Consider the following 24,849-nt stretch of genomic DNA (forward strand, 5'->3'; position numbering starts at 1 on the left):
CGGATCCTGATGGGCGCGTTTTTTCTAACGCGCCCTCACCCCTTCGTCGCCCCAAACGTCAATCCCGCCACAAAATGCTTCTGCATCGCAAAGAACATCGCGACCGAAGGCAACGCGGCAAGAATCGACCCCGCCGAAACCAGATTCCACGCCGTGGTCCACTGCCCTTTCAACGCCGCGACGCCTACGGTAATCGGCGCCGCGTCGTCACCTTGCGTCAGACACAGCGCCCAGAAATAGTCATTCCACACGAACGTGAACACGAGAATCGCCAATGCCGCCAGCGCGGGACGGATCAACGGCAATACGATTTTGAAGAACACGGTCCACTCATTGGCGCCTTCGATCCGCGCCGCCTCGACCAGCTCAAACGGCAACTGCTTGATGAAATTCCGCAGAAACAGCGCGCAAAATCCGGTCTGAAACGACACATGGAACAGAATCAGCGCGCTCACGGTATTGAACAAACCAAGTTGCAACGACAGATCCCGCACCGGGATCATCAACACCTGCACCGGCACGAAATTGCCCGCGACAAACGTTGCAAACAACGTCGAATTCCCGCGAAACCGATAAATAGCCAGCGCGAATCCCGCCATTGCCGCAAGCGCAATCGAGCCCACCACAGCGGGCACCGTAATCAGCACGCTGTTCCAGAAGTAATGCAGCATCGGCGAGGTCGTCAACGCCTCGCGATAGTTATCGAACATCGCGAAGTGCTTGGGCCAACCCCAATAGTTGCCTTCGCTCAGTTCTTCCGTCGAGCGCACCGAGGTCACGAGCACGGCGATCATCGGCAGCAACCAGATCAGCAGCGCGAGCGGCAACGTCAGTTTGTACGCGCGGCGCGTCACCGGCTTCCATTTGTCGATTGGGATCGGAAACATGATCGGCTCCTTATTGCTCGGTGCGCAGCATGCGGCGCAGGTGATAGACGATGTACACCAGCATGATGGCGAACAGCACGACTGCCACCGCCGCGGAATACCCAATGCGGTAGTACTTGATTGCCTGGTCGTACATGTAGTACGCGAGCACCGTCGAGCTTTCGAACGGTCCGCCGCTGGTCATCACCGAAATCAGATCGAAGCTGCGCAACGCGCCGATCACCGTGACGACGATCGCCATGAACGTGGTCGGCCGCAATTGCGGCAGGATCACGTGCCACAGCATCGACCAGCCGCGTGCGCCCTCCATTCGCGCTGCCTCGATCTGCTCGGCGTTCAGCGACGTCAGGCCGGTCAGGTAAAGAATCATGCAATACGCTGTTTGCGGCCACAGCGCGGCGAACACGATCCCGAGGGTCGCGTAACGAGGGTCGCCGAGTACCGGCACGCCGTGACCGAGAATCACCGCGAGCAAGCCGAAGGTCGGGTCGTAGAACCACGAAAAGATCAAGCCAACCACCACGCCCGACAACACGAACGGCGCGAAGAACAGCGATTTGACAATGCGGATGCCGGCCACGGCCTGGTTCAGATAGAGCGCGACGGCGAGCCCCATCGGCGGCGCAAGCAGGAACAGCAGCAGCCAGATGAGATTATTCTTCAGCGCCGTGTAGAACGTCGGCGTATGGAACAACTCGATATAGTTTGCGAGGCCGACGAAAGATGGGTCGGTCATCCCATCCCAGTTGAAAAAACTCAGGCGCACGGTCGAGATGATCGGCCACACGACGTAGATCGCCACCATCACGCAGGCCGGCGCGAGAAATAGGAAAGCGGCTCGCCGCTGCCGGCGCGCGGTCGGCGACGGACGGCGCCGGCGTGCCGCGCCAGGCGGCCCGCCGCGCAATGCACCGCCCGAAGCCGGTACGCCCGGTGCGGGCAAGCCAGGACCGCCCGGTTCGGCAGGGCCGCCGACAGTGTGACGGGTGACGGAATGCGACACGATCATTCTCCTGTCGACCAGAGTTCGCGCTTTAGCGCGTTACTCTGGTCCCATGCAAAGCTGTCGACCAGAGTTGGTGCAAAGCACGTACCCTGGTCCCATGCAACATAGTTGCCAATCTGATTCAGCGATTAGCGGCCCAGACCAAGGCCCAAGCCCGGGCCACCACCGCTCACTTCTTATAGATCCGCTTACGCGTCTGCTCGAGTTGCACGAGCACGTCGTCGAGCTTCGACGGATCGGAGATGAATTGCTGCATCCCCTTCATCCCTTCATCGGCCATTTCCTTCGTCATGTCGCGATCGTAGAACTGCGCAATGCCGCCCTTCGTATTCGCGAGAATCTGGAAGCCAATCTTCGAAATCGGATCCTCAGGTTCCGGCGATTTGCTGTTCGCCGACAAGGAGCCGAGACCGGTCGCCAGCTTCGCGCCATTTTCCGGCGTCTGGACGAACGCCAGGAAGGCATGCGCATCCGCCTTGTTCTTCGCCTTCGACGGAATATGCAGCGATTCGACTGGACCGTCTTCGGCGGTCGGCACGCTCGCGTCGATGATCGGGAACTGGAAGTAGCCCATTTCCGGCTTGACGTTCGGCGGGAAACCACCCGTGATGAAGGTGCCCATCAGCATCATCGCGGCCTTGCCCTGGAACAGGAACGGCTGCACCGCATCCAGATCGTAGGAAAGCGAATTGTCGATGAAATAGCCGGCGTCGATCAGTTGCTTCCACGTCGTGTAGACCTTCTTCACGCGCGGATCGGTGTACGCGATATCGCCCGCCATCAGTTTCTGATGGAACGCGTTGCCGTTCAGGCGCAGATCGAGATAATCGAACCAGCCGGCCAGCGTCCACGAGTCACGGCCAGCCACGGCAATCGGCGTAATGCCCGCTGCTTTCAGCTTCTTGCAGTCGTCGAGAAACTGGTCCCACGTTTTCGGTTCACCGGCAATGCCGACCTTCTGGAACAGGTCCTTGCGATAGAACATGCCCCACGAGTAATACACAGTCGGGGCGGCGTACTGCTTGCCCTTATACGACGACGCTTCCTTCGTCGACGCATACATGTCGTTCCAGCCATTCTTCGCCCAGTCGCCGCTCAGATCGTCGAAGAGGCCGCGCTGCGCGTAATACGCCATGCGCTCGCCGTCATGCCAGTTGACGATATCGGGCGCGACGGTGGAGAGCCAACCGGGCAACTGAACTTTGTACGCTTCTTCATCGACGAACGACACTTTCACGTCGGTACCGGGATGCGTTTTCTTGAAGTCGTCGATGATCGACTGCCAGACTGCCCGTTGACTCGCGCCCTTGAACGCGATGTTGACCGCGAGCGTGCCGGCCTGCGCCGTGCTGACGACGGACACGCCCGCGGCGGCCGCAGCCAGCGCGAGTGCCAGCAGAATCTTGCGAGGTTTCAGTGCCATGTTGCTGTCTCCTTTATGCCTTGATTTTGCGTCGTTGTTGTTACTGCATGGAATCCTTCGTTCAGCGCTATCGATCAGTTGCCCGATCGATAGACGGCCACACCCTGCGGTTCGATGGCGCGTGAGCCGATCACGAAAGCGTCGTCGGCGACATCGGCAAGCGTGTGCGTCTGATCGCCGTAGTTCAACACGTAGGTCAGCGCGCCACGGCGGCTGAAACGGACGGTGTCGCCGAGCGATATCGTTTCGACGCCCGCTTCTTCGGCGATCTGCTTCAGAAGGCGAGCGGTAAGCGCATCGTCAAACAGGCTCGCAAGGTAATGAAACGCGCCGCTTTTTACGTAAGCAGGATGACCGTCAGCGAAACGGGCACGCACGTCGAGCGAATCCGCTGTATCGCTGTCGCTGTCGATGAAATCGCGCCAGTGGCGCGCAACGCCGTCCTCTGCGGTCGCTTCCTGGTTATCCACGAGCAGCACAGCTTCGGTCACATTCGGCCGCATCGATTCGACTCGCCACACACGCAGCGGCAATACAGAAGCGAGCGCGCCCGGCGGCAGATTCGCCGGAATCTGCACGTCTGCCGTCTTCGAACCGGTGCGGGGACCCAGCACGACTTGCGCGCCCGAGCTCGCGAGCCGGGCGGCAAAATCCGCAGGTACAACCGGCAGCGGCGGCACGACGATCAAACGATAGCCGTCGAGGGCTGCATCGACCGGCACGATATCGACATCCAGTCCAAGCGAGCGCAGCGCCGAATAATACTCGAACGCGAAGCGCGGATAGTGAAAGTCCGCGCCCTGCGGATGAATCTCGAAGAGCCACTTCGCTTCGTAGTCGTAGACGAGCGCAACCTTCGAGCGGATCGCAGCGTTGGCGTCGGCGTTCGCGGCGAGCACCGCGCGAATCTCGTCGGCAACCTGCGCCGCTTCGTTGCCGCCCACATCGAGCCGGTTATCGGGCGTATTCAAACCAGCGTGCATCTGCTCCTGCGCGAACGGCGCCTGGCGCCAACGGAAATACGACACGCAACCCGCGCCGTGCGCGAACGCCTCCCAACTCCATAGCCGCACCATGCCGGGCAGCGGCGCCGGGTTCCACTGTGCCCAGTTCACAGGACCGGGCTGCTGCTCCATCACCCAGAACGGCAGCTTCGACATGCCGCGGTACACGTCATGATTGAACGACGCGAAGTCGGGATGCCCGCTGCGCAACCAGCGCGCTTTCACGTCCGGCGCAAACCACTGCTCTTCGAGCGCGCCGAGCGGATAGCTGTCCCATGCGGCAATGTCGAGATCGGCCGCCACCTTGTAGTGATCGAACTCGGTAAAGAGCTGCATAAAGTTGTGCGCGACCGGCCGCCCCGGCGAATGCGCGCGAATGATCTCGACCTGCATGCGGTTATAGCGCGCCACTTCGTCGGAGGCGAAGCGCCGGTAATCGAGCCGGTGCGACGGATGCGCTTCGGTCACAGTCGCCACCGGCGCGTCGATCTCGTCGAAGCTGCGGTACTCCATGCTCCAGAACACCGTGCCCCAAGCACGGTTCAGCGCATCGATGGTTTGATAGCGCGCCTTGAGCCACTCGCGAAAGCGCCCCACTGCAGCCGGCGAATAGCTGACCACCGTGTGATGACAGCCGAATTCGTTATCGGTCTGCCAGTAGGCAACGGCCGGATGCTTGCCGTAGCGCTCGGCGACCGCCGTGCAGATTCGCTGCGATGCCGTGAAATACGAAGGTGAAGAAAAATCGTAATGTCGGCGTGAGCCGAAGGCGCGCGGACGGCCATCCGCGCCGATCGGCAAAATGTCCGGATGACGGTCGATCAGCCACTTGGGCGGCGTCGCGGTGGGCGTGCACATGACGACCTGCAGACCGGCCGCGCCGAGTACATCGACCGCGCGATCGAGCCAGCCCCAGTCGTACTCGCCAAGCGTTGGCTCCATCCGGCTCCACGCAAATTCGGCGATACGCACCTGCTCGATGCCAAGCGCTTTCATCCGGCGAGCGTCGCCTTCCCACATCGACTCCGGCCAGTGTTCCGGGTAATAACAGACTCCAAGGCGCATCCGAATGTCCTCTATGCGTAGTGTTCGACGGATTCGAGCAAAGCGGCGGCAAAGCCGTCTTCGGTAAACAAATGGCAGGCGCGGTTGGGCACACGCAAGCTCGCGCGGTCGCCCGGCGCGAGGCGTGTGTCGCCGGGCGCCTTGGCGATCAACGTGGCGCCGCCCGGCTGATCGAGGTGGACGTAGCTGTGCTCGCCGAGCTGTTCGACGAGAGACACGGTGCGGATCAGAACGGCGTCCTGCGGATTTTCAGAAGCTGCCGCGTCGATGAATTCGAGGTGTTCAGGGCGCACGCCGAGCGTGACGGGTTGCGCCGCCTGGAGTCCATCACCGCTGACTGGCACGCGCACGTTCTCGGACGTATCGTCGAGCGTGACGATCACGCCCTGCGGATCAACCGACGCCACCCGCCCCGGCAAAAAGTTCATGCGCGGCGAACCGATGAAACCGGCGACGAAGCGGCTCTTCGGACGGTGGTACAACTCGAGCGGCGCGCCGATCTGCGCGATGCTGCCGTAGCGCTCAGTGTCCTTACCCGCATGCAGCAGCACGATCTTGTCGGCGAGCGTCATCGCTTCGATCTGGTCGTGCGTGACGTACACCACGCTGGCTTTGGCGAACTGCTTATGCAGCCGCGCGATTTCGATGCGGGTCTGGCCGCGCAGCGTCGCGTCGAGATTGGAGAGCGGCTCGTCGAACAGAAACACACCCGGTTCACGCACGATGGCCCGGCCAATCGCCACACGTTGCCGCTGACCGCCGGACAGTGCTTTTGGCCGGCGCTCGAGCAGCGCCTCGAGTTGCAGGATGCGCGCGGCTTCCCGCACCTTGCGGTCGATTTCGTCCTTGGGGGTTTTGGCCAGCTTGAGGCCGAAGGCCATGTTCTCAAACACGGTCATATGCGGAAACAGCGCGTAGCTCTGGAACACCATCGCCACACCACGCTGCGCCGAAGGGACGTCGTTGACGAGGCGGCCGGCAATCGACAGGTCGCCGTCGGTCACGTCTTCGAGGCCGGCGATCATCCGCAGCAAGGTGGATTTGCCACAGCCGGACGGACCGAGAAACACGCAGAACTCGTTCTCGCCGATCTCCAGATCGACATCGCGGATCACCAGCGCGCCGTCGCCATACGCCTTCTGCACGCCTCTCAACGAAATGCTCGCCATCGCATCGACTCCGTGATTTAATCGGCTCGACGTCGGAGATTAAGCGCTTAATCAGCAGGGCCGAAAAAAATCGATCGCTACCGATCGCTGGGGCCTTACCTGTCTCCGATATCGTTTTGTCTGTGCGGCAAATGGTGCCGCGCCTTGGGCTTTGATGCAAATGTCGGACACCCATCCCAAATATTGAATACGCATTATGACAACCCTTAGCGAAGTCGCGCGTCACGCCGGCGTCACCCCCGCCACGGTGTCGAACGTGCTGCGCAATCGCGGCCGGGTCGGCGCGAGCACCCGGCAGCGCGTGCTGGACGCCGTCGACGCGCTCGGCTACCGCCCGCATCTCGCCGCCCGCGCGCTCGCTGAGGGCCGCGCGCCGACGCTGGCGTTGATGGTGTCGAGCATTGCCAATCCGTTTTATCCGGAGTTCGCGCTCGCGGTCGAACACGCGGCGCGCAGCAGCGGCCACTTCGTGATCATCTGCAATACGAACGAAGATCCGCTGACCGGGCGGGCCTATCTCGACCAGATCGCGGGGACGCTTTCCGAAGGCGTGCTCGTCACCAATGCGAACCTGGACTTTGCAGACCTTCATACGACCGAATCGCGCGGCACGCCCGTAGTGCTGTGCATGTGGGAACGGCCGAATGAACCGCCGGGGCTGCCATGTGTAGCGGTCGATTTTCGTCTGGCAGGCGAACTGGCCGGCGCGCATCTGCTGGCGCTCGGGCATCGGCGGATCGGCGCGATTGTCGGCAGCAAGGCTTCGGGTATTCACGCAGCCCGTTACGAAGGTTTTGTCGATGCGCTGCATGCGGCCGGCGCGCCGAAAGGACGGGTCAAGCATGCGCCCGATACGATACAAGGCGGCTACGCCGCGGCGCGGGCGCTGCTGGAAGCCGATCCTAAACTTACCGCGATCTTCGCGACCAACGATCTGCCGGCGCTCGGCGCGATGCACGCCGCCGCCGATCTTGGCCTGAACGTGCCGGGGGATCTGTCCGTGATCGGCATTACCGATATTCAACTGGCACGCGAATCGCGGCCCGCGTTGACCACAATCGCCGTGCCGACTGTCGAAGTCGCCGACCTGGCGGTATCGCTGCTGCGCGAGTTGATCGAATCGTCGTATGGACAAGCGGGTCGCCAGGTCGCGGCAAGCGTGCCGATGCGGATTTCCTCCGCGCCGAAACTGGTTGTGCGCGCATCGACGGGGGTGCCGCGCCCGAGGTAACGTGGCCGTAACAGCATCGAGGACGTTACGTAGCGAACCCTACCTACGGCCACCCACCTCCCGAGCCACCGTCCGCAAACGCCCGTATCAAGCGGTTCCGCGGCAAAAACACCGTTTCAATCAGTCCATCCATGCAGTTGGCACGGTCCCTGCAATAAAGCAGGAAAAGGCCGAGCGCCGGCATGACTCACATGCCGCCTGCGCTCCCCCAACCGGCCAGGCCAGGGCCATAACAAGCATGGATACTCAAATGACTGCCGATCTTCTGCTGGACGCCGATCTCGCCGAACAGACCACCGACGCAGACTCGACCTTCGCGCAGCGCCATCCCTTGCAAATCGCAGTTTGCCTGCGCAAGCTGATGGCCGGAAAGGACTTCGTGACGGTGGAATTCAACGGCCGCCAGATCGTTACGCAGGTACTCGATGTCGATTCGCGCAATGCCCGCTTTATCTTCGATGCCGGCAGTACGCAGTTGGACAATTCCGCGCTTCCGTCTGCGCGCCAGTTGATCTTTCGCAGTTTGCCAGGTGGCATTCGCACAGAGTTCACGACGCTCAACGCAGACCCGATCATGTTCGAAGGACGCCCGGCTTTCGAGGCAGCCTTCCCTTCGCTCCTGTACTACGTTCAGCGCCGCGAATTCTTCCGCGTGCAAACGCCCGTGCTGGATCCGTACATCGCTAGCGGGCCGTATGTGGACGGCGGTTCGTTCCGGCTGGAACTGCAAGATCTGTCATTGGGCGGCGTGGCGTTGAAAACCGCCGATGCGCGTTTCGGCGCGCTGGAAAGCGGCACCGTATTGCGCGACGTCACGCTGCAACTCGGCAGCTTCGGCACGCTGCGGCTTGATCTGGAAATTGTCGCGCCACGGCAATTGACTACGCCGAAGGGCGACCTGCGCTTAGTGATCGGCTGCAAGTTCGTACAGACGCCGGGACTGGCCGAGCGAACCTTGCAGCGTATCGTTACGCAACTCGAAACGAAGCGTCAAAGGCTCACGCCGCGCGGGTGAGTTCCTTCCGGTAAGTCCCTTCAGGCACGAACCGCGCTGGAATCGCACCGGATTCCAAACCGGATTGCTGAACCTCGGCACCTTCACTGAAGCGTCGACGCCTATATGAGGCCCGGCGCGCCGACAAGCTGGTACGGCGGAATCTGCCGAATCGCGCTTTCGCCAGCGGGAGCGCCCGTGAGCAGATGGACTGCAAGGTCGAACGTCGTCGAGCGGCGCGTAAGCATGAGGCACGTCACTTCGTCCTGCAAGGCACGCGTGGCGTGCCAGCAGCGCGGCCGCATGCAGATCCCCTCCCCGACGGGCACCTTGAAAGCTGCCAATGATTCAAAGTTAGGGTGCCCGTCCGGTGTGCTCGTCGCGACAATCTGAACGAGAGGTCCGGTTAACGGCACCACGGCCTGCTCAGTGAGGCAATGCGCTTCGAGCTTCATCACCTCAGCTTCGCAATCGCGGTATCTGACCCACAGAATCTCAGGATCTCCGGACAGTCCGGCATCGAACAGATGCTCACGCCAGAAATCGGAAGACGGGCTTGCGAACGAAGGCGCCGCGCTGTCGGCCGGAAACGGCTTGCCTAACATCCATCCATAGGGTTCGAAAGCGCCGGCAGTAAGCGGTTGAATGGTCAGAGGCGTGGCAGTCGGCATCTCGGTTCAGGCCTTTGATAATCGAAGAAAAACATCACGGGGTGCCACTCAATGAGGCGGCAGCGCTTCGTCGGTGTCTGGAAAGAGCGCGATATCCGGACCGTTCTCCAGGCTGAACTCTCGCATGACCTTTAGCGCCAGATGCGTGATCGACTCGCACAGCAAACTGTCCGGACTGCGCCGGAAGGATGCGAAAAGCGGGAGTTCCGGGACTCGATGCGTCACTTTCAGCAGTTGCAGATGACCGGACTCCAGCTCGCGGGTCACGAAAGCTGTCGGCAGAACCGCAATACCGAAACCGTCGAGTACGAGCCTGATAATCGCCGCGACCGAAGACACGCAGTTGATTTGCACGCGAGGTTCGCCGGCCGCTGCAAACAGGCCGGCTACAAAAACATGCGGCGACGAATGACGGGCAAAGCTCACTATCGGAAAGCTCGCCAGTTCAGCTTCCGATAGTGCTTCAGCCGACAGATTCAGCGACGGACTCGCCACCCATCGCATCGGCAATGCACCGAGCGAAACATTTTCCGCGTCGGCACCTGCGACCACCGTGCTCAAAAAAGCGATGTCCACGTTGCCGTTAACCAGTTGCACGGACAGATTCGTCGAGGTGTCGCAGGTCAGCTCGATCGTCAGGTTCGGATATTCGTCCCGCACTCGCCGCAGCAACTCGGGAAGCCACGTATGCACGACGGACTCCATCACGCCGACCCGCAACAACCCGCTCACATGCGAGCGATCGCTTACGCTTGCGAGCATGTCGTTCGTGAGTTTCAGAATCTGCTCAGCGAAGGCCAGCGCTTTGGTCCCTTCCTGGGTCAGCTTGACGTCGCGTGGCCCCCGATCGAATAGACGCACGCCGAATTCCTGCTCGAGCGCAGATATCCGACTGGAAATTGCGGCCTGTGTCGCGTGCAAGCGCTCCGCTGTCAGGCGGAAATTGCGCAGCTTTGCAAGCCATACAAACGTTTCTAGAAAACGGACATTCATCAGACACCTTGTATGGTCAACGGACGCACAATCAGGTTCCACGTATTGCGCCCGCGCAAACGAACAGCTTCAGTGCGTTGGCAGAGTTTAGCGCCGCAAAATCAGGCCCGTGACAACAAAAACTGGCCACCTGGACCAACTTTTTGTTGTGACCGTGACGGCGCAACGCGCAAGGGCCGGCCTATCGGGAAAGCCCTGGGGCAATCAGATTTATCTATTGCCGGTCAATAAAATAAGTCGTTGGACGGAAGAATTTGGCGTTCGAATACTCATTGAACCGAAAACCAAGGAGCCGCCCATGTCACCTTCGTACAGTAAATTGAACCGGACGCTGCAAACGACCGCCGCTGCGCTGCTGCTGAGCGCAGGCAGCGCGAGCTTCGCCGCGGAGCCGGCCGTGATCCTGATTGGTCATGCCGCGCCCTTGACAGGGCAGCTCGCGCATATGGGCAAGGACAGCGAAAATGCGGCGCGGCTCGCAATCGACGAGATCAACAGCCAGCATCCGGTGATCGACGGCAAGGCGGTCCGTCTGCAACTCGACGCTCAGGACGACGCTGCCGACCCACGCACAGGGACTCAAGTTGCCCAGAAGCTCGTTGACGATGGTGTGGTAGCCGTAGTCGGCGATATCAACTCTGGGGTTTCGATCCCGGCATCGAAGATCTACAGCGAGGCCAGTCTGGTGCAGATCTCGCAAGGTTCGACCAATCCCACCTATACGCTGCAGGGCTTCAAAACGACCTTCCGCGTGGTCGCGACCGACGCGCTGCAAGGTCCGGCACTGGCTCGCTACGCAATCGACTCAATGCACGCGAAGAGAATTGCAATCGTGGACGACTCAACCGCATACGGCCAGGGTCTCGCGCAAGAATTTGAAAAAGCGGCAACAGCACGAGGCGCCGTTATCGTGACCCACGAAGCGACAACCGATAAAGCCGTCGACTTCCGGGCGATTCTGACGAAAATAAAAGGTCTGAAACCCGACGCAATCATGTATGGCGGCTCGGACGCAACGGCTGGCCCGCTGGCGAAACAGGCAGCTAACCTCGGCATCACCGCAAAGGTGCTGGGAGGCGACGGTGCCTGCACGGATAACATGACGCAACTTGCCGGCAGCGCAATTAGCAACGTGACGTGTTCAGAAGCCGGACTTGCCTTGTCAAAAATGCCAAAGGGTCAAGACTTCGACAAGCGATACGTGGCGCGCTTCAGAACCCCCATCGACGCCTACGCTCCGTTCACGTATGACGCCGTCTACGTTATCTATGACGCAATGAAGCGGGCGAACTCGACCGACCGATCGAAAATTCTCGCAGCGATGCCTGCCACCAGCTATGACGGCGTGATCGGACACATTGCGTTTGACCCGCACGGCGACCTGCGGGACGCTGCGATCACGATCTACCAATTCAAGGACAACAAGAAGACCGTGATGGATGTCATCAGAATGTGATCCGGCTGAAAGGGACGGACATTGCGTACATGGCGTTACGCTCAGCCACCACTGATTACCCTTCGCGGCGGCAGCCCATCCCGTCGCGAAAGGTCACTTAAGACTTCAATTCGCTTACAAGCGAGCCAGGACTTTCCCGAAGTTCCGGTGCTCGACCTTGCATCGCACCATCCCCGCGAAGCCCCGTCACGTAAGGCCTGCCACCCTGTCGGCCGCTTCGGCGCGTCGACGTCCTCTCCGATCGTTTCCTTGACTAGCGTCCCCGCGCCTGCTCTACTAAATCAACCAAAGTGATTTAAGTGGTCGATTTCGAACAGCCTCGGAATCGCATCAGGTTCGAAACCAGATCGCAAACAGGCAGCAAGCGCGCAGCGTTCGCGTGTGCAATCGCCCGCAGTTCACAACGTCGTTGCCAATAACCGGAGGAGCGTCCCATGAATCTGAATTCCCGCAGGCATCCTGTCGCCAGGAAAATCGTGTCGATGTGCGTCGCGGCATCGGCCGTGTGGTGTGCGAGCGCGAGCCAGGCGGCTGATCAGCCTGTCGTCGGCCTCATCACCAAGACCGACACCAATCCGTTCTTCGTGAAGATGAAACAGGGCGCTGAAGCAGCGGCATCGAAAGACGGCGCCAAGTTGCTCACCGCCGCCGGCAAGTTCGACGGCGATAACGCGAGCCAGGTCACCGCCATCGAAAACATGATGACGGCCGGCGCGAAAGCGATTCTGATCACGCCGAGCGACACCAAGGCAATCGTGCCGAGCATCAAGAAAGCGCGCGCCGCCGGTGTGATGGTGGTCGCGCTCGACACGCCGACCGATCCGCAAGATGCCACGGACGCCCTCTTCGCCACCGACAACTTCAAAGCCGGCGTGCTGATCGGCAAGTACGCGAAAGCCGCCATGAACGGCAAGCCCGCGAAGATCGCCACGCTCGACCTCGCTCCCGGCGTCTCGGTCGGCGTGCTGCGTCATAACGGCTTCCTGGAAGGCTTCGGCGTGAAGGAAGGCGATCCGTCGATCGTTTGCAGCCAGGACACCCGCGGCGATCAGTCGAAGGGTCAGACGGCGATGGAAAACTGCCTGCAGAAATCGCCGGATATCAACGTGGTCTACACGATCAACGAACCGGCGGCAGCGGGTGCGTATCGCGCGCTCAAGGCAGCGGGCAAGGACAAGAGCGTGATGATCGTTTCCATCGACGGCGGCTGTGAAGGCGTACGCAATGTGAAGGCCGGTGCGATTGCCGCGACCTCGCAACAGTATCCGCTGAAGATGGCCTCGCTCGGCGTGACGGCGGGTGTCGAGTACGCGAAGACCGGCAAGAAAGTCTCCGGCTATCAGGACACGGGCGTGACGCTGATCACCGATAAGCCGATGACCGGCGTAGACGGCAAAGATACGACGTACGGTCTCGACAACTGCTGGGGCAACAAGTAATACGCACTGAACGGCGGCCCACTTCGCTGGGCCGCTCACGGACTGCCTGCCACTGAGCCGCCGGCCGCGGGATACCCTGCGGATCGCCGGCCCGCCAGATGGCCGGTCTCCGGATCGCCGGCCGCCGTATTTACCCCGTGGCCTGCCCGCCACGTTTATGCATCGAGGACACCTATCATGTCGACACCTTCCGCGCCCGCCGGCCACCCGCGCACCTTCACCGACCGTTTGCCGTCGCTCGCTGAAATCGGACCGCTGATCGCCCTGCTGCTGGCCTGCGGCTTCTTCATTTCGCAAAGCAACCGGTTCCTGTCGTTCCAGAACCTCTCGCTGATCCTGCAGCAGACGATGGTGGTCGCCGTCATCGCCATCGGCCAGACGCTGATCGTGCTGACAGGCGGGATCGATCTGTCGTGCGGGATGGTGATGGCGTTCGGCTCGATCATCATGACCAAATTCGCGGTCACGCTCGGCGTGCCGCCCGTTCTCGCGATTCTGTGCGGCATCGCCGCGAGCGCGTTGTTCGGCGCGCTCAATGGCGTGCTGATCACGCGGATCAAACTGCCTGCCTTCATCGTCACGCTCGGTACGCTGAACATCGCATTCGCGCTCACGCAGATCTATTCGAACGCGGAAAGCGTCTCGAACCTGCCGGACGCGATCATGTTCCTCGGCAACACGTTCAAACTCGGCCCCGCCGATGTCACCTACGGCACAGTGCTGACGTTGCTGATGTATGGGGCGACGTGGTTCGTCTTGCGCGACACCGTGCCCGGCCGGCATCTGTACGCGCTCGGCAATAACCCCGAAGCCGCGCGCCTGATGGGCCTCTCGTCGCAGAAGATCTTGCTCACGGTGTATTCGCTGGCCGGTGCGATCTACGGTATTGCCGCGCTGTTGTCGGTATCGCGCACCGGCGTCGGCGATCCGCAGGCGGGGCAAACCGAGAACCTCGACAGTATTACGGCGGTGGTGCTGGGTGGCACGAGTCTGTTCGGCGGACGTGGCTCGATTAGCGGAACGCTGCTCGGCGCGCTGATCGTCGGCGTATTTCGTAATGGCCTGACGCTAATCGGTGTCTCTTCGGTCTACCAGGTTTTGATCACCGGCATGCTGGTGATTCTCGCGGTCGCCGCGGACAAACTTTCCCATCGTCGCGGTTGAACGCCCAAAGGAACCTGTCATGTCGACACCTACTTCCGCTTCTGCCGTGATGCCCGTTCTGCAGGCGCGCGGACTTGTCAAACGCTACGGCAACGTCACCGCGCTCGACGGCTGCGATTTCGAAGTGCTGCCCGGCGAGATTCTCGCTGTGATCGGCGACAACGGCGCGGGCAAATCGTCGTTGATCAAGGCGCTTTCCGGCGCCACCATCCCCGATGAAGGCGAAATCCTGCTCGACGGCAAGCCGGTCAAATTCCGCAGCCCTCTGGATGCGCGCGCTCAAGGCATCGAAACCGTGTACCAGGAACTCGCGGTGGCGCCCGCGATGAGCATCGCCGAAAACCTGTTTCTCGCCCGCGAGCTCGTCAAACCGGGCTGGCGCGGCTCGATCTTCAAGATGATCGACAAGCGCCGCATGCTCGACGAAGCCACCGCGCACATGAAGGATTTGCAGATCGGCATCCGCTCGATGCGCCAGGCGGTCGAAACCTTATCCGGCGGCCAGCGTCAAGGCGTGGCTGTCGCGCGCAGCGCGGCGTTCGCACGGCATGTGGTGATTCTCGACGAGCCCACCGCCGCACTTGGCGTCAAGGAGGGCAACATGGTGCTCGAATTGATCCGGCGCGTGCGCGATCGCGGCCTGCCGGTGATCCTGATCAGCCACAACATGCCGCACGTGTTCGAAGTCGCGGATCGTATTCATATCCAGCGGCTCGGCAGGCGTGCCGCGGTGGTCAACACCAAAGACATCCACATGTCGGAGGCCGTGGCGATCATGACGGGCGCGAAGCAAGCGGACGTCAAGGCGATTGCATGATGCATGCATCCCGCTGAGGGGCACACGACGATGGAAACCACCGGTACACGTTCGCCTCTCAAACGCACGGTCGGCTCGAACCAGGTCGGCATGCGGCAGTTCAACGAACGGATCGTTCTACAGGCGATCCGTTTGCATGGACCACTGCCGAAAGCCGACGTGGGCCGTCTCACGCGTCTGTCGATGCAGACCGTTTCGATGATCGTCGACCGTCTGATCGACGACGGCCTGCTCGAAAAGCAGGCGCGCGTGCGCGGCCGCATCGGTCAACCCTCGGTACCGATCGCACTGCGCGCCGACGGCGCATACACCATCGGCATCAAGGTGGGCAGACGCAGTCTCGACGTGCTGGCGATGGATTTCGCGGGCCACGTGGTGTGCCGCGATGTATTCGACTATGCCTATCCCGATCCGCGCGCACTATTCCCCGCGCTCGAAAGCAAACTGGCGCGCGTGAATCAGACGCTCGGCGCGAAGGCGAACAAAGTGGTTGGCGTGGGCGTGGCGGCGCCGTTGTGGCTCGGCGGCTGGCGCGACTTTCTCGGCGCGCCGCAGGAAGCACTGGAAGCGTGGCACGAGATCGACTTGCGCAGTCGCATCGCGACGATGACGGGCTTGCCTGTCGAGTTCGCCAAAGACACCACCGCGGCCTGCGCGGCCGAACTCGTAATGGGCCAGGGCCGCGGGATTCACAATTTTCTCTATTTGTTCGTCGGGACGTTTATCGGCGGCGGTCTGGTGATCGACGGCCGTTTGCATGCCGGACCACACGACAATGCGGGCGCAGTCGGCTCGATACCGCTGAGGGACGGCAGCGCGCGCAAACCCGCGCGGCAACTGCTGCACGCAGCATCGGGTTTCGTTCTGGAAAGGCTATTGAGCGATGCAGGCGTGCCGCCCGCCGCCGCGCACGATCATCGCGCGTTGTCGCCTGAACTGTGGCGGCAAACCGAACAATGGCTCGACACCGCGTGTCCTGCGATCGCCAATGCATTGACCAATGCGGCTGCCTTGCTCGACCTGGAAGCGGTGGTGATCGACGGCGAACTCGACCGGCAACTGGTCCGCGAAATCATCCGCCGAACCGAGCGCGTACTCGATCGCTTCGAATGGGAAGGCATGGTGCGTCCGCAACTACTGGAAGGCACCATCGGCGCCGATGCGCGGGCGATGGGCGGCGCAATTCTGCCGCTATACGCGCATTTCGCGCCCGTGCACGAGCTTTTCCTTAAGCCGGCGACGGACGCCGGCTATTAGGCGCCGTTGCTCATTGCGCGGCGACTTTCGCTATCGCAGCCGTTTTAGCAGGCGGATTTTGCAGCAACGGCTGCAGCGCCGGCGCCAACGACTTCAGCAACTGCACCGAGAGCGCACTCGTGAACTCGTAATGGGCCGCATACGGCTCATGCACGTAGGCGGTCAGCGTGCCGTAGAAGCGGTCTCCCATCACAAACACGAAGGTTGCGCTGCGGTTCACCTTGCGCGACTCGATCAGGCGCGCGCCTTTGGCCCACACATTGAAGCGCTGATCACCGGTGCCGGTCTTGCCGTAAATTTCGAGTGTTTGACCATCGGGGAACGTCATGCCCTGCGCGAGACGTTTGGCCGTACCGCCCAATACGACATCACGCAACAGTCCCCTGACCACCCCGGCGATCTCCGGCGACAACTGCTGCTGCGGCGCCACCGCCGCGCGCTGGAAATGCGTTTCGTACGGCGTGTTTTTCGCGAAGTCGAGTTGCGTGAGGCTTTCGGTCGGCACCTTGTTGCCGTTGTTGGCAATCACGCCTATCAGTTGCGCGAGCGCAGCCGGCCGGTCGCCGGACGCACCGATCGCTGCCGCAAACGACGGCGTGAGCGTCGCGAACGGATAGCCGAGCGCCTGCCACGATTTACCGATCGCATCGTAGGCGCGCAGTTCGACCATCCGCTTGATGCGGCGATCCTGGGTGGCGTGATAGCGGGTCTTGAAGAGCCACGAATAAGTCGACAGGCGCACGTCGCGGCTCGCGTTCTGTATCTGGTCGAGCGTTGCCTCGGGATGAGCGCGCAGATAGTTGAGGGTCCACAGTTCCAGCGGATGCACGCTCGAAATGTAGCCACGATCGTTCAGATTGAAGCGGTCGATCCCATATTTGTCATACAGGTTCGCGAGATCCTCATCGTCCAGGATGGAGGCAGCCGGCGTGTTCTTCAGCGCCGCACGCATCTTCGCGTTGAACCACCCATTCGATTCGTCCGGCGCGACGCTGCGCAACACCGTCGCTACTTTAGGTGGCGATTTGCGCACGCCGAGCAGCAGCAAGGCCAGTTGCTGCTCGGGCGCCTTGCCGTGGTACTTCGTGTAGAAACGATTCATATACACGCGGCTTTCCTGATCGGCGAAACGCGTGAGATACATCTTGCGAATCGCCGGATCGCCCAGCCATTGCGACGACGGCCCGGTGGTCTGCACCATCTCGTAGTGGACGATATCGCGCATCAGCCGCACGAACACCAGATTGACCGAATGCTGGAAGGCGCGGTGCACGGTGAGAATGCGGCTGTTGTCGTCGGATTCGAAGTTGTTGAAGGTCTGCGCGCCGCCGCCCGTGTAAAACGTTTCGCCTGGACTTGCCGAGTATTTGCGTTCCACGGCCGCGTCGAGCATGGCTTGCAGCGAGCGGTCCGAGGTATGCGCCAGATAGTCCAGCGCCCAGCGTGTGAGCTGATCGTTCGGATCGTGCTTCACCGCTTTCAGCTCCGTTGTGCTCAGCGGAGCATAACGCGTATGCAGGTCGGAGACGATCTGCAAATATGTCACCAAGGTGCGCATTTTCGCGGTCGAACCGAGATTCAGTCGCGCGCCGGAATTGATGTCGAATGGCTGGTTCACGCTATCGGTTTGCACCCGCACCAGGTTCGCGCCGTCACGCCGTTCGAACAGCGTGAAGCTATAGGCGATTCTCGACGGGTCGTCGGAGGCGCGCAGCATTTCATAGCCGACGAGCCCCGCGGCCTTTGCACCGTCGCGCGTCGCGGCAGCGGCAAGACGTTCACTCACGGCCTGCTGCACGGCGTTGTTGAGCGTGCCCGTTGCCTGCAGATCCAGCCGGTCGAGTTCATAGAAACTCGGAATGCCGAGCGCCGTCAACAGGTGCGAACGCATCGACGTCACGGCCTTGCGCGACACGAACGAGTCGGCGTTCTGCGTTTTTTCCGCTGCGCGGCGCAGATCCACTTGCGCGGACAGCGCGGCATCGCGCAGCGGGATCGAAATGACACCACCGGTCGCCAGCAAGCGCAGATAACTATCCGTCAGACGGTCAAGTTCGGCATAGCCGTGGTGCAGGAAATACGACGGCGCACGCTGCGCGATCATCAGCGAGAGCACCTGGCGAAACGCCACTCCCTGCTCCGCGAGATTCTCTTCTGTCGACGGCGCTTTGAGAATGCGGTTGACGTCGTTGAAATCGCGCCCGTACCAGGCGGCCAGACCGTCGCCGATGCCATTGATCTCACCAATACCCGGTTGCGCGGCAAGCGGCACCGAGTTGAGATAATGGACGACGATCTGCTGGCGCGCGGGCATGGTCTGCGGACCATTCAGATAGGCTCGTACCGAGGCGGAAGCGATTTGCCGCAATTTCTCCGGCGGCGTTGCCGTGCGCCCACCCGTCGAGTGGCGGAACTTCTCGATCTGCGTAGCGAGCGTGCTGCCGCCAGGCGTCGACTGATGCCGGTTGAACACGCGCGCGCCCTGGTCGACGAGCGCGTGGCTAAAGCGTCCCCAGTCGATCGCCGGATTACGGTTCGGCTGATCCGGATCGAGCAGATAGCGGTCTTCGATAAACAGCAGCGAATTGACGATCAGCGGCGGGATCGAATCGAAGCTGTCATAAATGCGGCCCGGATACTGTGCACCAAAGAGCGGCGTGCCAGTACCGTCGAAGAGTTGCAGCCCCGCCTGATCTTTTTCGGCGTAGGGAATAAATAGACCGCTATCGGCCAGCGACAGCATTCGCTCGGAATCGCGTGACTGTGCGCTGATTTCAAACCCGCGTTCGAGCAAGCGCTGCTGGAACGACGGCAGCAACGCGTAGCCGAGGCGGCTGTCGTAAGGGCCCTTGTCTGCTTGAGGGAACCGGATGGAATGACTTTGACCGTTCTCGACGGAAAAACCCACGTCGCGCGTGAGTTCGGAGAGATAGCGTGCCTGCAGTCGAGACGTTTCGATCTCGATCTGGACAAAGCGGGCCGCCAAAGCCAGCGCGAGCAGGAATGCCGCTGCCAGCCCCCATTTGAGCCACTTCCTGACAGGCGCCATGCCTGTCGCGCGAAGCGGTAACCGAATCAGTGGCCGATTCATGGCTGCTCTCCCCGAGCGTGCACCATTCTCTTGATTCTGGCGCACCTTCAATCAAGTGTAGCGCGGAACGCGAGTATGCAATCGGTTCGGATTTACCCCACAGTGTCGCCGCCGCAACACCTTCTCGCCGGGCATGGCAAAGCACTAACCGCCATGAGATATTGAAGGTCTTTCGCGCGTCAAAGGAAAGCCGATTCAGACGTTTTTTTGCGCCGACGCCGCTTGCCCTTCCATCTGGCCCGTCCGTCCGCGCAGTAACTCGATGAATTGCTCAGCCGGCGGCGACAGCACGCCGCCTTTGCGCGTCACAATACCGAAGGTTTGTGAAGGCGACTTCAGTTTGACCGGCACGAAGCGCAACATTTTCTGCCGCACGAACAACTCCGCGATCGCGGTCGGTAACAACGAAACCAGATCGACACTGCTTTGCAGTAATGCGACTGTCACGAAAGTGGAGGCAGTCGAGATCGGGTTGTCTGGCATCTCAAGCCCCGCCAGATCCATCTCCCGTTCGAGCAACGCATGCAAAGGCATATGCGACGGATACATCACCCAGCGGTGGCCGGCCAGGTCACGCAGTTTCACTTCTTTCCTCGGCAACGGCGGATGGCCATAACCCACCACGACGGATAACGGCTCGTCCCCGAGCGGACGGTAGTGATATTTCGACGGATCGGCGGCAACCGCCGCACGGCCGATCACCAGATCGAGCCGGCCTTCGTCGAGTTGCAGGAGCATGCGCGCGCTGGTGTCTTCCATCACTTCGATCGACAGGCCCGGCTGCCCGGCATGCAGATCGTTCAGCGCCGGCACGACGCACTCGGGAATCGCGCCCATGATCGCGCCGATCGCGAGCCGCCCGCCGCGCCCCGAGCGTATCTCGGCGACGTCCTGGCAGAGCGCGGTAAGGTCCGTCGCCACGAGCCGCGCGTAGCGGATCACGCAGTGGCCAAGCTGGTTCGGAATCATGCCGCTCTTCGAGCGCTCGAAAAGCGGCGCCTCAAGCATCGACTCCAGCTCCTGCAACGCCTTGCTGGCAGCCGATTGCGTCATCGACATCGCGCCGGCGGCTTTGTGCAGCGACTTATGGTCGTCGAGCGCGATCAGCAATTGCAACTGCTTCATGCGCAGTCTCGACAGCAGGACGTTCAAGGTGTCTTTCATGAATTGCCGGGCAGTCGCGGGGTGAGTCGCCAGGTGAGTCGCAAAAGCGATCACAAGATGGAAACAATTCAATATACCCGCCACGCACCCCGCCGTATAGTCAGCGACGGAGACATTCAAAGACGCACGCCTCATCACGTCGTCACCTCACCTCGGCACAACGCACATCACCATGACCCATACCCACAACCCTGCTCCCATGCGCGGCGTGTTCCCCGTCGCGCCCACCATCTTCGACGAGGCCGGCGGTCTCGACCTGGAAGGCCAGAAACGCTGCATCGATTTCATGATCGACGCGGGCTCCAACGGCCTGTGCATTCTGGCGAACTTCTCCGAACAGTTCGCGCTGTCCGACGACGAGCGCAACACGCTGATGCACGTGGTGCTCGAACACGTCGCCGGCCGCGTGCCGGTGATCGTCACGACCACGCATTTCAGCTCGTACCAGTGCGCTGAACGCAGCCGCAGTGCGCAGGCTGCGGGCGCCGCGATGGTGATGATCATGCCGCCGTATCACGGCGCGACGATCCGCATCGGCGAGCGCGGCATCTATGAGTTCTATCGCACGGTGTCCGATGCAATCGGGATTCCGATCATGATCCAGGACGCGCCGGTCAGCGGTACGGCGTTATCCGCGCCGTTTCTTGCCCGCATGGCGCGTGAACTGCAGAACGTGTCGTACTTCAAGATCGAAGTGCCACAGGCTGCGAACAAGCTGCGCGAGTTGATCGAACTGGGCGGCGACGCCGTGGTAGGTCCATGGGACGGCGAAGAAGCGATCACGCTGATGGCCGATCTCGATGCGGGCGCAACCGGTTCGATGACCGGCGGCGGCTACGCGGACGGCATCCGCCTGATCGTCGACGCCTATGCAGCGGGCGACACCGAAGCGGCCGCCGCCCACTATCAGGAATGGCTGCCGCTCATCAACTATGAAAACCGCCAGGGTGGCCTCGCATCGTGCAAGGCCTTGATGAGAGAAGGCGGTGTGATTCGATCGGACGCAGTGCGCCATCCGCTGCCGCCGATGCATCCGGCCACACGCGCAGGCTTGCTGAAAGTCGCACGGCGGCTCGATCCGCTGGTATTGCGCTGGGGCGTCTAAGGTCGATCCAAAGCTGTCCAAAGCAAAACAATAAGCGCCCAAGCGCAACCCTCGGACGCAATCCCCGGGTCCTGCATCCACATACGCGGCCATACGCCCGGCGGATGCAGCACACGGGGAAAAAACCACATATAAGGTCGGAAGGAAATTGAGTAACATAGGCCCGCAAGCTCACCACACCACTTTCCATGACCGCCGACCCTCGAGAACTGACGCCGGAAACCCTCGCCGAGTTGCTCGAACGCATTGCCAAAGAGGATGCTTCGGCACTACGCGAGCTATATGATCTCGCCGCTCCGAAACTGTTCGGTCTCGCGCTCCGTATATTGAGCAGGCACGAGTGGGCCGAAGAAGTATTGCAGGACAGCTTCGTCAACATCTGGCGCTTTGCGGGCGATTATCGGCGGGCCCTTTCCGCCCCCATGACGTGGATGTCGGCAATCGTCCGGAACCGTGCACTCGATCACCTGCGGCGGGTCAACAAGCAGGAAACCGAATGGAGCGATGCGTTGGACGATCTTATGGCAACCGGCGATCCGGATCCCGAAGCACTGACCGCGGTCAGCCTGCAGGCACGTCTGCTGGCCGGCTGTATGCAGCAACTGGAACCGGCGCAGCGTCAGGCGGTTGCTCTCGCCTACCTGCGTGACCAGAGCCATAGCGAGATCGCTGAAGCGCTGACGGTGCCGCTCGGCACCATCAAATCCTGGATCCGGCGCGGCCTTGCCAAGCTGAAGACCTGCCTGGGAGGTGAGTGATGAATCTCCATCGCTATCCTCAACTGGTCGATATGCTGGCCGCCGAGTACGCGCTCGGCACACTGCGTGGCGGCGCCCGGCGACGCTTCCAACGCTACGCGGATCACGATGTGGTAATTCGTCAGGCCATCGAAGAATGGCAGCGGCGGATCTCGCCGTTGGCCGAACTCGCGGAGCCGCGTATGCCGCCGGCCGCCGTCTGGGATGCCATCGAGCGGCGGCTCGGCCTGACGTCGGCTCGTGAGGCTGCGCGTGAGGCGGCACGACCGCGCACCGTGGTCGAAAAACCCGCTCGTCCGTCCGGCAGCATCTTCGAGAACCTCGCGTTCTGGCGCGGCTGGGCGATCGGCGTAACAGGGTTCGCCGTAATCGCCGCGGTGGTTGCCATGCGTTCGCTGTTGCCGTCCGGCGTGACGCCATCCACGGCGCCGACCGTCGCGCAACAGCCGGAAGCGGCCGTCTCGCATGTCGCGGTGCTAAACGACAAGGACGCGCATCCGGTTATGCTGGTCGCGTGGGATGAAGCCCGCTCCACCATGACGCTGCATCCGCTCGGCAAAGTCGACCTGCCGGCCGGCCGGGCGATGGAGTTGTGGGGCATCCCGGCCAATGGCCATCCGGTGTCGCTCGGCATGCTACCGGACAGCGCCAACGGCAAGGTTACGGCCGGTCAGCAGAAGCCGGAGAGCTATGCGGCGCTGGCGGTCTCCATCGAAGCGCCGGGCGGCTCGCCCGACCACAATGCACCGACGGGTCCGGTGGTGTTCAGCGGCAAGCTGCTGCCGGTGTCCTGATCTACTCTTAGCCCTATGCAAAGCTTTTACGAAGCCACCATCACCCGCGCTGCCGGGCACTCATCCGCTTACGCGCCGCTAACCGGCCGACGGAGCGTTAACGTCTGCATCATGGGCGGCGGCCTCGCGGGCTTGTCCACGGCGTTGGGACTCGCCGAGCGGGGCATCACCGACGTCGCCGTGCTCGAAGCCGAGCAGGTGGGTTTCGGCGCCTCCGGCCGCAACGGCGGCTTCGTGTTCGGCGGCTACAGCCTCGATTGCGCGGATCTGCTCAAAACCCTCGGGCCGGCCCGCGCCCGCGAACTCTATGCACTGACAACCGACGCCGTCGATCTGATGAGGCAACGTATCCAGCGCTACCGCATCGATTGCGACGTGACCGATGCCGGCGTGATCCTCGCCAACTGGTTCGACGAACCTGCAAGGCTCGACACGCAGCGGCGTCTGATGCGCGATTCGTTCGGTGTCGAGTGGGAACCCGTGGCGCCCGCGGAGCTCGCTTCACAATTGAAAACGAGCCGTTATCACGGCGGCCTGTTCGAGCGCAATGCGTTCCACTTCCATCCGCTGAAATATGTGCTCGGTGTCGCGGGCGCCGCGGCCAACGCGGGCGTGCAGATTCACGAGAAATCGCCCGTTGTGCGCTTGCAGCGCAGCGGCGCCCGGCGCGACGGCGCCGGCTTCGTGGTGCATACGCCCCAGGGCGCGCTCGAAGCACGCCACGTGGTGATGGCCGGTGGCGGCTATGCGCGCAACGTCTATGCGCAGGTCGAACGCGCGGTGCTGCCAATCGCTACCTACGTGATGGCCACCGAACCGCTCGGCGCCCGCCTGAAAGACGCGATGGACACCCGCGCCGCCGTCTACGACACCCGCTTCGCCTTCGACTATTACCGTCCACTGCCCGACACACGCATCCTGTGGGGTGGCCGCATCTCGGTACGCGACCGCGCGCCCGACGACATCGCGCGGCTCTTGCGGCGTGATCTGTTGAAGGTCTATCCGCAGTTGCACGACGTGCGCATCGAGCACGCCTGGGGCGGCCTGATGAGCTACGCGCGGCACAAGATGCCGCAAATCGGCCGCAGCACGGACGGCGTCTGGTACGCGGTCGGCTTTGGCGGCCACGGCATGGCGCCCACCACCGTATCGGGCGAATTGCTGGCGGCGGCCATCTCCGGCGAACGGCCGGTGCCCGACGCGTTCGCGGCTTTCGGCCTGACGCGCACCTACGGCGCGCTCGGTCTCGCGGCCGCGCAACTCACCTACACCGCCATGCAGACGCGCGACGCGCTCGCCGCCCGGCGCGCCTCGACCCGGTCGACGCCGTGACGCTATTCAGTACGCGACCCGACACCCGG

The 24,849-nt window shown here is 62.0% G+C and carries 20 protein-coding genes; 11 read left to right on the top strand and 9 right to left on the bottom strand.

Annotated elements, in window-relative coordinates; genetic code table 11:
• Window positions 1-35 precede the first annotated feature (35 nt).
• The 5 genes from M0D67_RS22485 to M0D67_RS22505 form a co-directional block, all read right to left on the bottom strand.
• A complete protein-coding gene (locus M0D67_RS22485; protein ID WP_054039020.1) occupies window positions 36-887 on the bottom strand; it encodes a carbohydrate ABC transporter permease in 852 nt (283 codons plus the stop codon).
• 10 nt (window positions 888-897) lie between these two features.
• A complete protein-coding gene (locus M0D67_RS22490; protein ID WP_266239695.1) occupies window positions 898-1,896 on the bottom strand; it encodes a carbohydrate ABC transporter permease in 999 nt (332 codons plus the stop codon).
• Window positions 1,897-2,062: 166 nt separating this feature from the next.
• The gene (locus M0D67_RS22495) at window positions 2,063-3,316 is read right to left on the bottom strand and encodes an ABC transporter substrate-binding protein (RefSeq protein ID WP_266239696.1); all 1,254 of its coding nucleotides are present in this window, start codon (window positions 3,314-3,316) and stop codon (window positions 2,063-2,065) included.
• Between the two features lie 74 nt (window positions 3,317-3,390).
• Complete coding sequence (locus M0D67_RS22500; protein ID WP_266239697.1) at window positions 3,391-5,385, bottom strand: beta-galactosidase; 1,995 nt, start codon at window positions 5,383-5,385, stop codon at window positions 3,391-3,393.
• A gap of 11 nt (window positions 5,386-5,396) precedes the next feature.
• On the bottom strand, window positions 5,397-6,554 hold the full coding sequence (locus tag M0D67_RS22505; RefSeq protein ID WP_154558513.1) for an ABC transporter ATP-binding protein: 1,158 nt from the start codon (window positions 6,552-6,554) through the stop codon (window positions 5,397-5,399).
• Window positions 6,555-6,750: 196 nt separating this feature from the next.
• On the opposite strand from M0D67_RS22505, the gene M0D67_RS22510 reads away from it, so the two are divergent.
• Together M0D67_RS22510 and M0D67_RS22515 are read left to right on the top strand one after the other, a co-directional pair.
• On the top strand, window positions 6,751-7,785 hold the full coding sequence (locus tag M0D67_RS22510; protein ID WP_266239698.1) for a LacI family DNA-binding transcriptional regulator: 1,035 nt from the start codon (window positions 6,751-6,753) through the stop codon (window positions 7,783-7,785).
• Window positions 7,786-8,035: 250 nt separating this feature from the next.
• Window positions 8,036-8,800: a flagellar brake protein gene (locus M0D67_RS22515; protein ID WP_266239699.1), complete on the top strand. Its 765-nt coding sequence runs from the start codon at window positions 8,036-8,038 to the stop codon at window positions 8,798-8,800.
• Between the two features lie 101 nt (window positions 8,801-8,901).
• Here the strand turns inward: M0D67_RS22515 and M0D67_RS22520 are convergent, their stop codons facing one another.
• The gene (locus M0D67_RS22520; RefSeq protein ID WP_266239700.1) at window positions 8,902-9,450 is read right to left on the bottom strand and encodes an ureidoglycolate lyase; all 549 of its coding nucleotides are present in this window, start codon (window positions 9,448-9,450) and stop codon (window positions 8,902-8,904) included.
• A 48-nt stretch (window positions 9,451-9,498) separates the two neighbouring features.
• Window positions 9,499-10,443 carry a LysR family transcriptional regulator gene (locus tag M0D67_RS22525; RefSeq protein ID WP_266239701.1) on the bottom strand — a complete coding sequence of 315 codons (945 nt, stop codon included), beginning with the start codon at window positions 10,441-10,443 and terminating at the stop codon, window positions 9,499-9,501.
• A 298-nt stretch (window positions 10,444-10,741) separates the two neighbouring features.
• Between M0D67_RS22525 and M0D67_RS22530 the strand changes: the two genes are divergently transcribed.
• From M0D67_RS22530 to M0D67_RS22550, 5 genes are all read left to right on the top strand, one after another.
• Entirely contained in the window at window positions 10,742-11,899 is a 1,158-nt protein-coding gene (locus tag M0D67_RS22530) for a branched-chain amino acid ABC transporter substrate-binding protein (protein ID WP_266239747.1), read from the top strand.
• Between the two features lie 434 nt (window positions 11,900-12,333).
• On the top strand, window positions 12,334-13,338 hold the full coding sequence (locus tag M0D67_RS22535) for a sugar ABC transporter substrate-binding protein (protein ID WP_266239702.1): 1,005 nt from the start codon (window positions 12,334-12,336) through the stop codon (window positions 13,336-13,338).
• 177 nt (window positions 13,339-13,515) lie between these two features.
• Window positions 13,516-14,502: an ABC transporter permease gene (locus M0D67_RS22540; RefSeq protein WP_171927394.1), complete on the top strand. Its 987-nt coding sequence runs from the start codon at window positions 13,516-13,518 to the stop codon at window positions 14,500-14,502.
• A 19-nt stretch (window positions 14,503-14,521) separates the two neighbouring features.
• Window positions 14,522-15,319: an ATP-binding cassette domain-containing protein gene (locus M0D67_RS22545; RefSeq protein ID WP_054039035.1), complete on the top strand. Its 798-nt coding sequence runs from the start codon at window positions 14,522-14,524 to the stop codon at window positions 15,317-15,319.
• 30 nt (window positions 15,320-15,349) lie between these two features.
• Window positions 15,350-16,576 (top strand): ROK family transcriptional regulator, encoded by a 1,227-nt coding sequence (locus M0D67_RS22550; RefSeq protein WP_266239748.1) that lies wholly within the window; start codon window positions 15,350-15,352, stop codon window positions 16,574-16,576.
• 10 nt (window positions 16,577-16,586) lie between these two features.
• Here M0D67_RS22550 and M0D67_RS22555 read toward each other — a convergent pair whose 3' ends face one another.
• Together M0D67_RS22555 and M0D67_RS22560 are read right to left on the bottom strand one after the other, a co-directional pair.
• Window positions 16,587-19,667, bottom strand: a complete 3,081-nt coding sequence (locus tag M0D67_RS22555) for a transglycosylase domain-containing protein (protein WP_266239703.1) — start codon at window positions 19,665-19,667, stop codon at window positions 16,587-16,589.
• 195 nt (window positions 19,668-19,862) lie between these two features.
• Complete coding sequence (locus tag M0D67_RS22560; RefSeq protein ID WP_266239704.1) at window positions 19,863-20,831, bottom strand: LysR family transcriptional regulator; 969 nt, start codon at window positions 20,829-20,831, stop codon at window positions 19,863-19,865.
• 172 nt (window positions 20,832-21,003) lie between these two features.
• Here M0D67_RS22560 and M0D67_RS22565 point away from each other — a divergent pair, with 172 nt between their 5' ends.
• From M0D67_RS22565 to M0D67_RS22580, 4 genes are all read left to right on the top strand, one after another.
• Complete coding sequence (locus tag M0D67_RS22565; RefSeq protein ID WP_266239705.1) at window positions 21,004-21,936, top strand: dihydrodipicolinate synthase family protein; 933 nt, start codon at window positions 21,004-21,006, stop codon at window positions 21,934-21,936.
• A 188-nt stretch (window positions 21,937-22,124) separates the two neighbouring features.
• Window positions 22,125-22,694, top strand: coding sequence for an RNA polymerase sigma factor (locus M0D67_RS22570; RefSeq protein ID WP_266239706.1), 570 nt, complete (start codon window positions 22,125-22,127; stop codon window positions 22,692-22,694).
• Window positions 22,694-23,488, top strand: coding sequence for an anti-sigma factor (locus tag M0D67_RS22575; RefSeq protein ID WP_266239707.1), 795 nt, complete (start codon window positions 22,694-22,696; stop codon window positions 23,486-23,488). Before M0D67_RS22570 ends, M0D67_RS22575 begins: the two co-directional genes overlap by 1 nt.
• A 15-nt stretch (window positions 23,489-23,503) precedes the next feature.
• Window positions 23,504-24,820 carry an FAD-binding oxidoreductase gene (locus M0D67_RS22580; RefSeq protein ID WP_266239708.1) on the top strand — a complete coding sequence of 439 codons (1,317 nt, stop codon included), beginning with the start codon at window positions 23,504-23,506 and terminating at the stop codon, window positions 24,818-24,820.
• The last annotated feature ends 29 nt before the right edge of the window (window positions 24,821-24,849 follow it).

The sequence above is a fragment of the Paraburkholderia sp. SECH4 genome (assembly GCF_030511745.1).
GTDB classification, from domain to species: Bacteria; Pseudomonadota; Gammaproteobacteria; order Burkholderiales; family Burkholderiaceae; genus Paraburkholderia; species Paraburkholderia madseniana.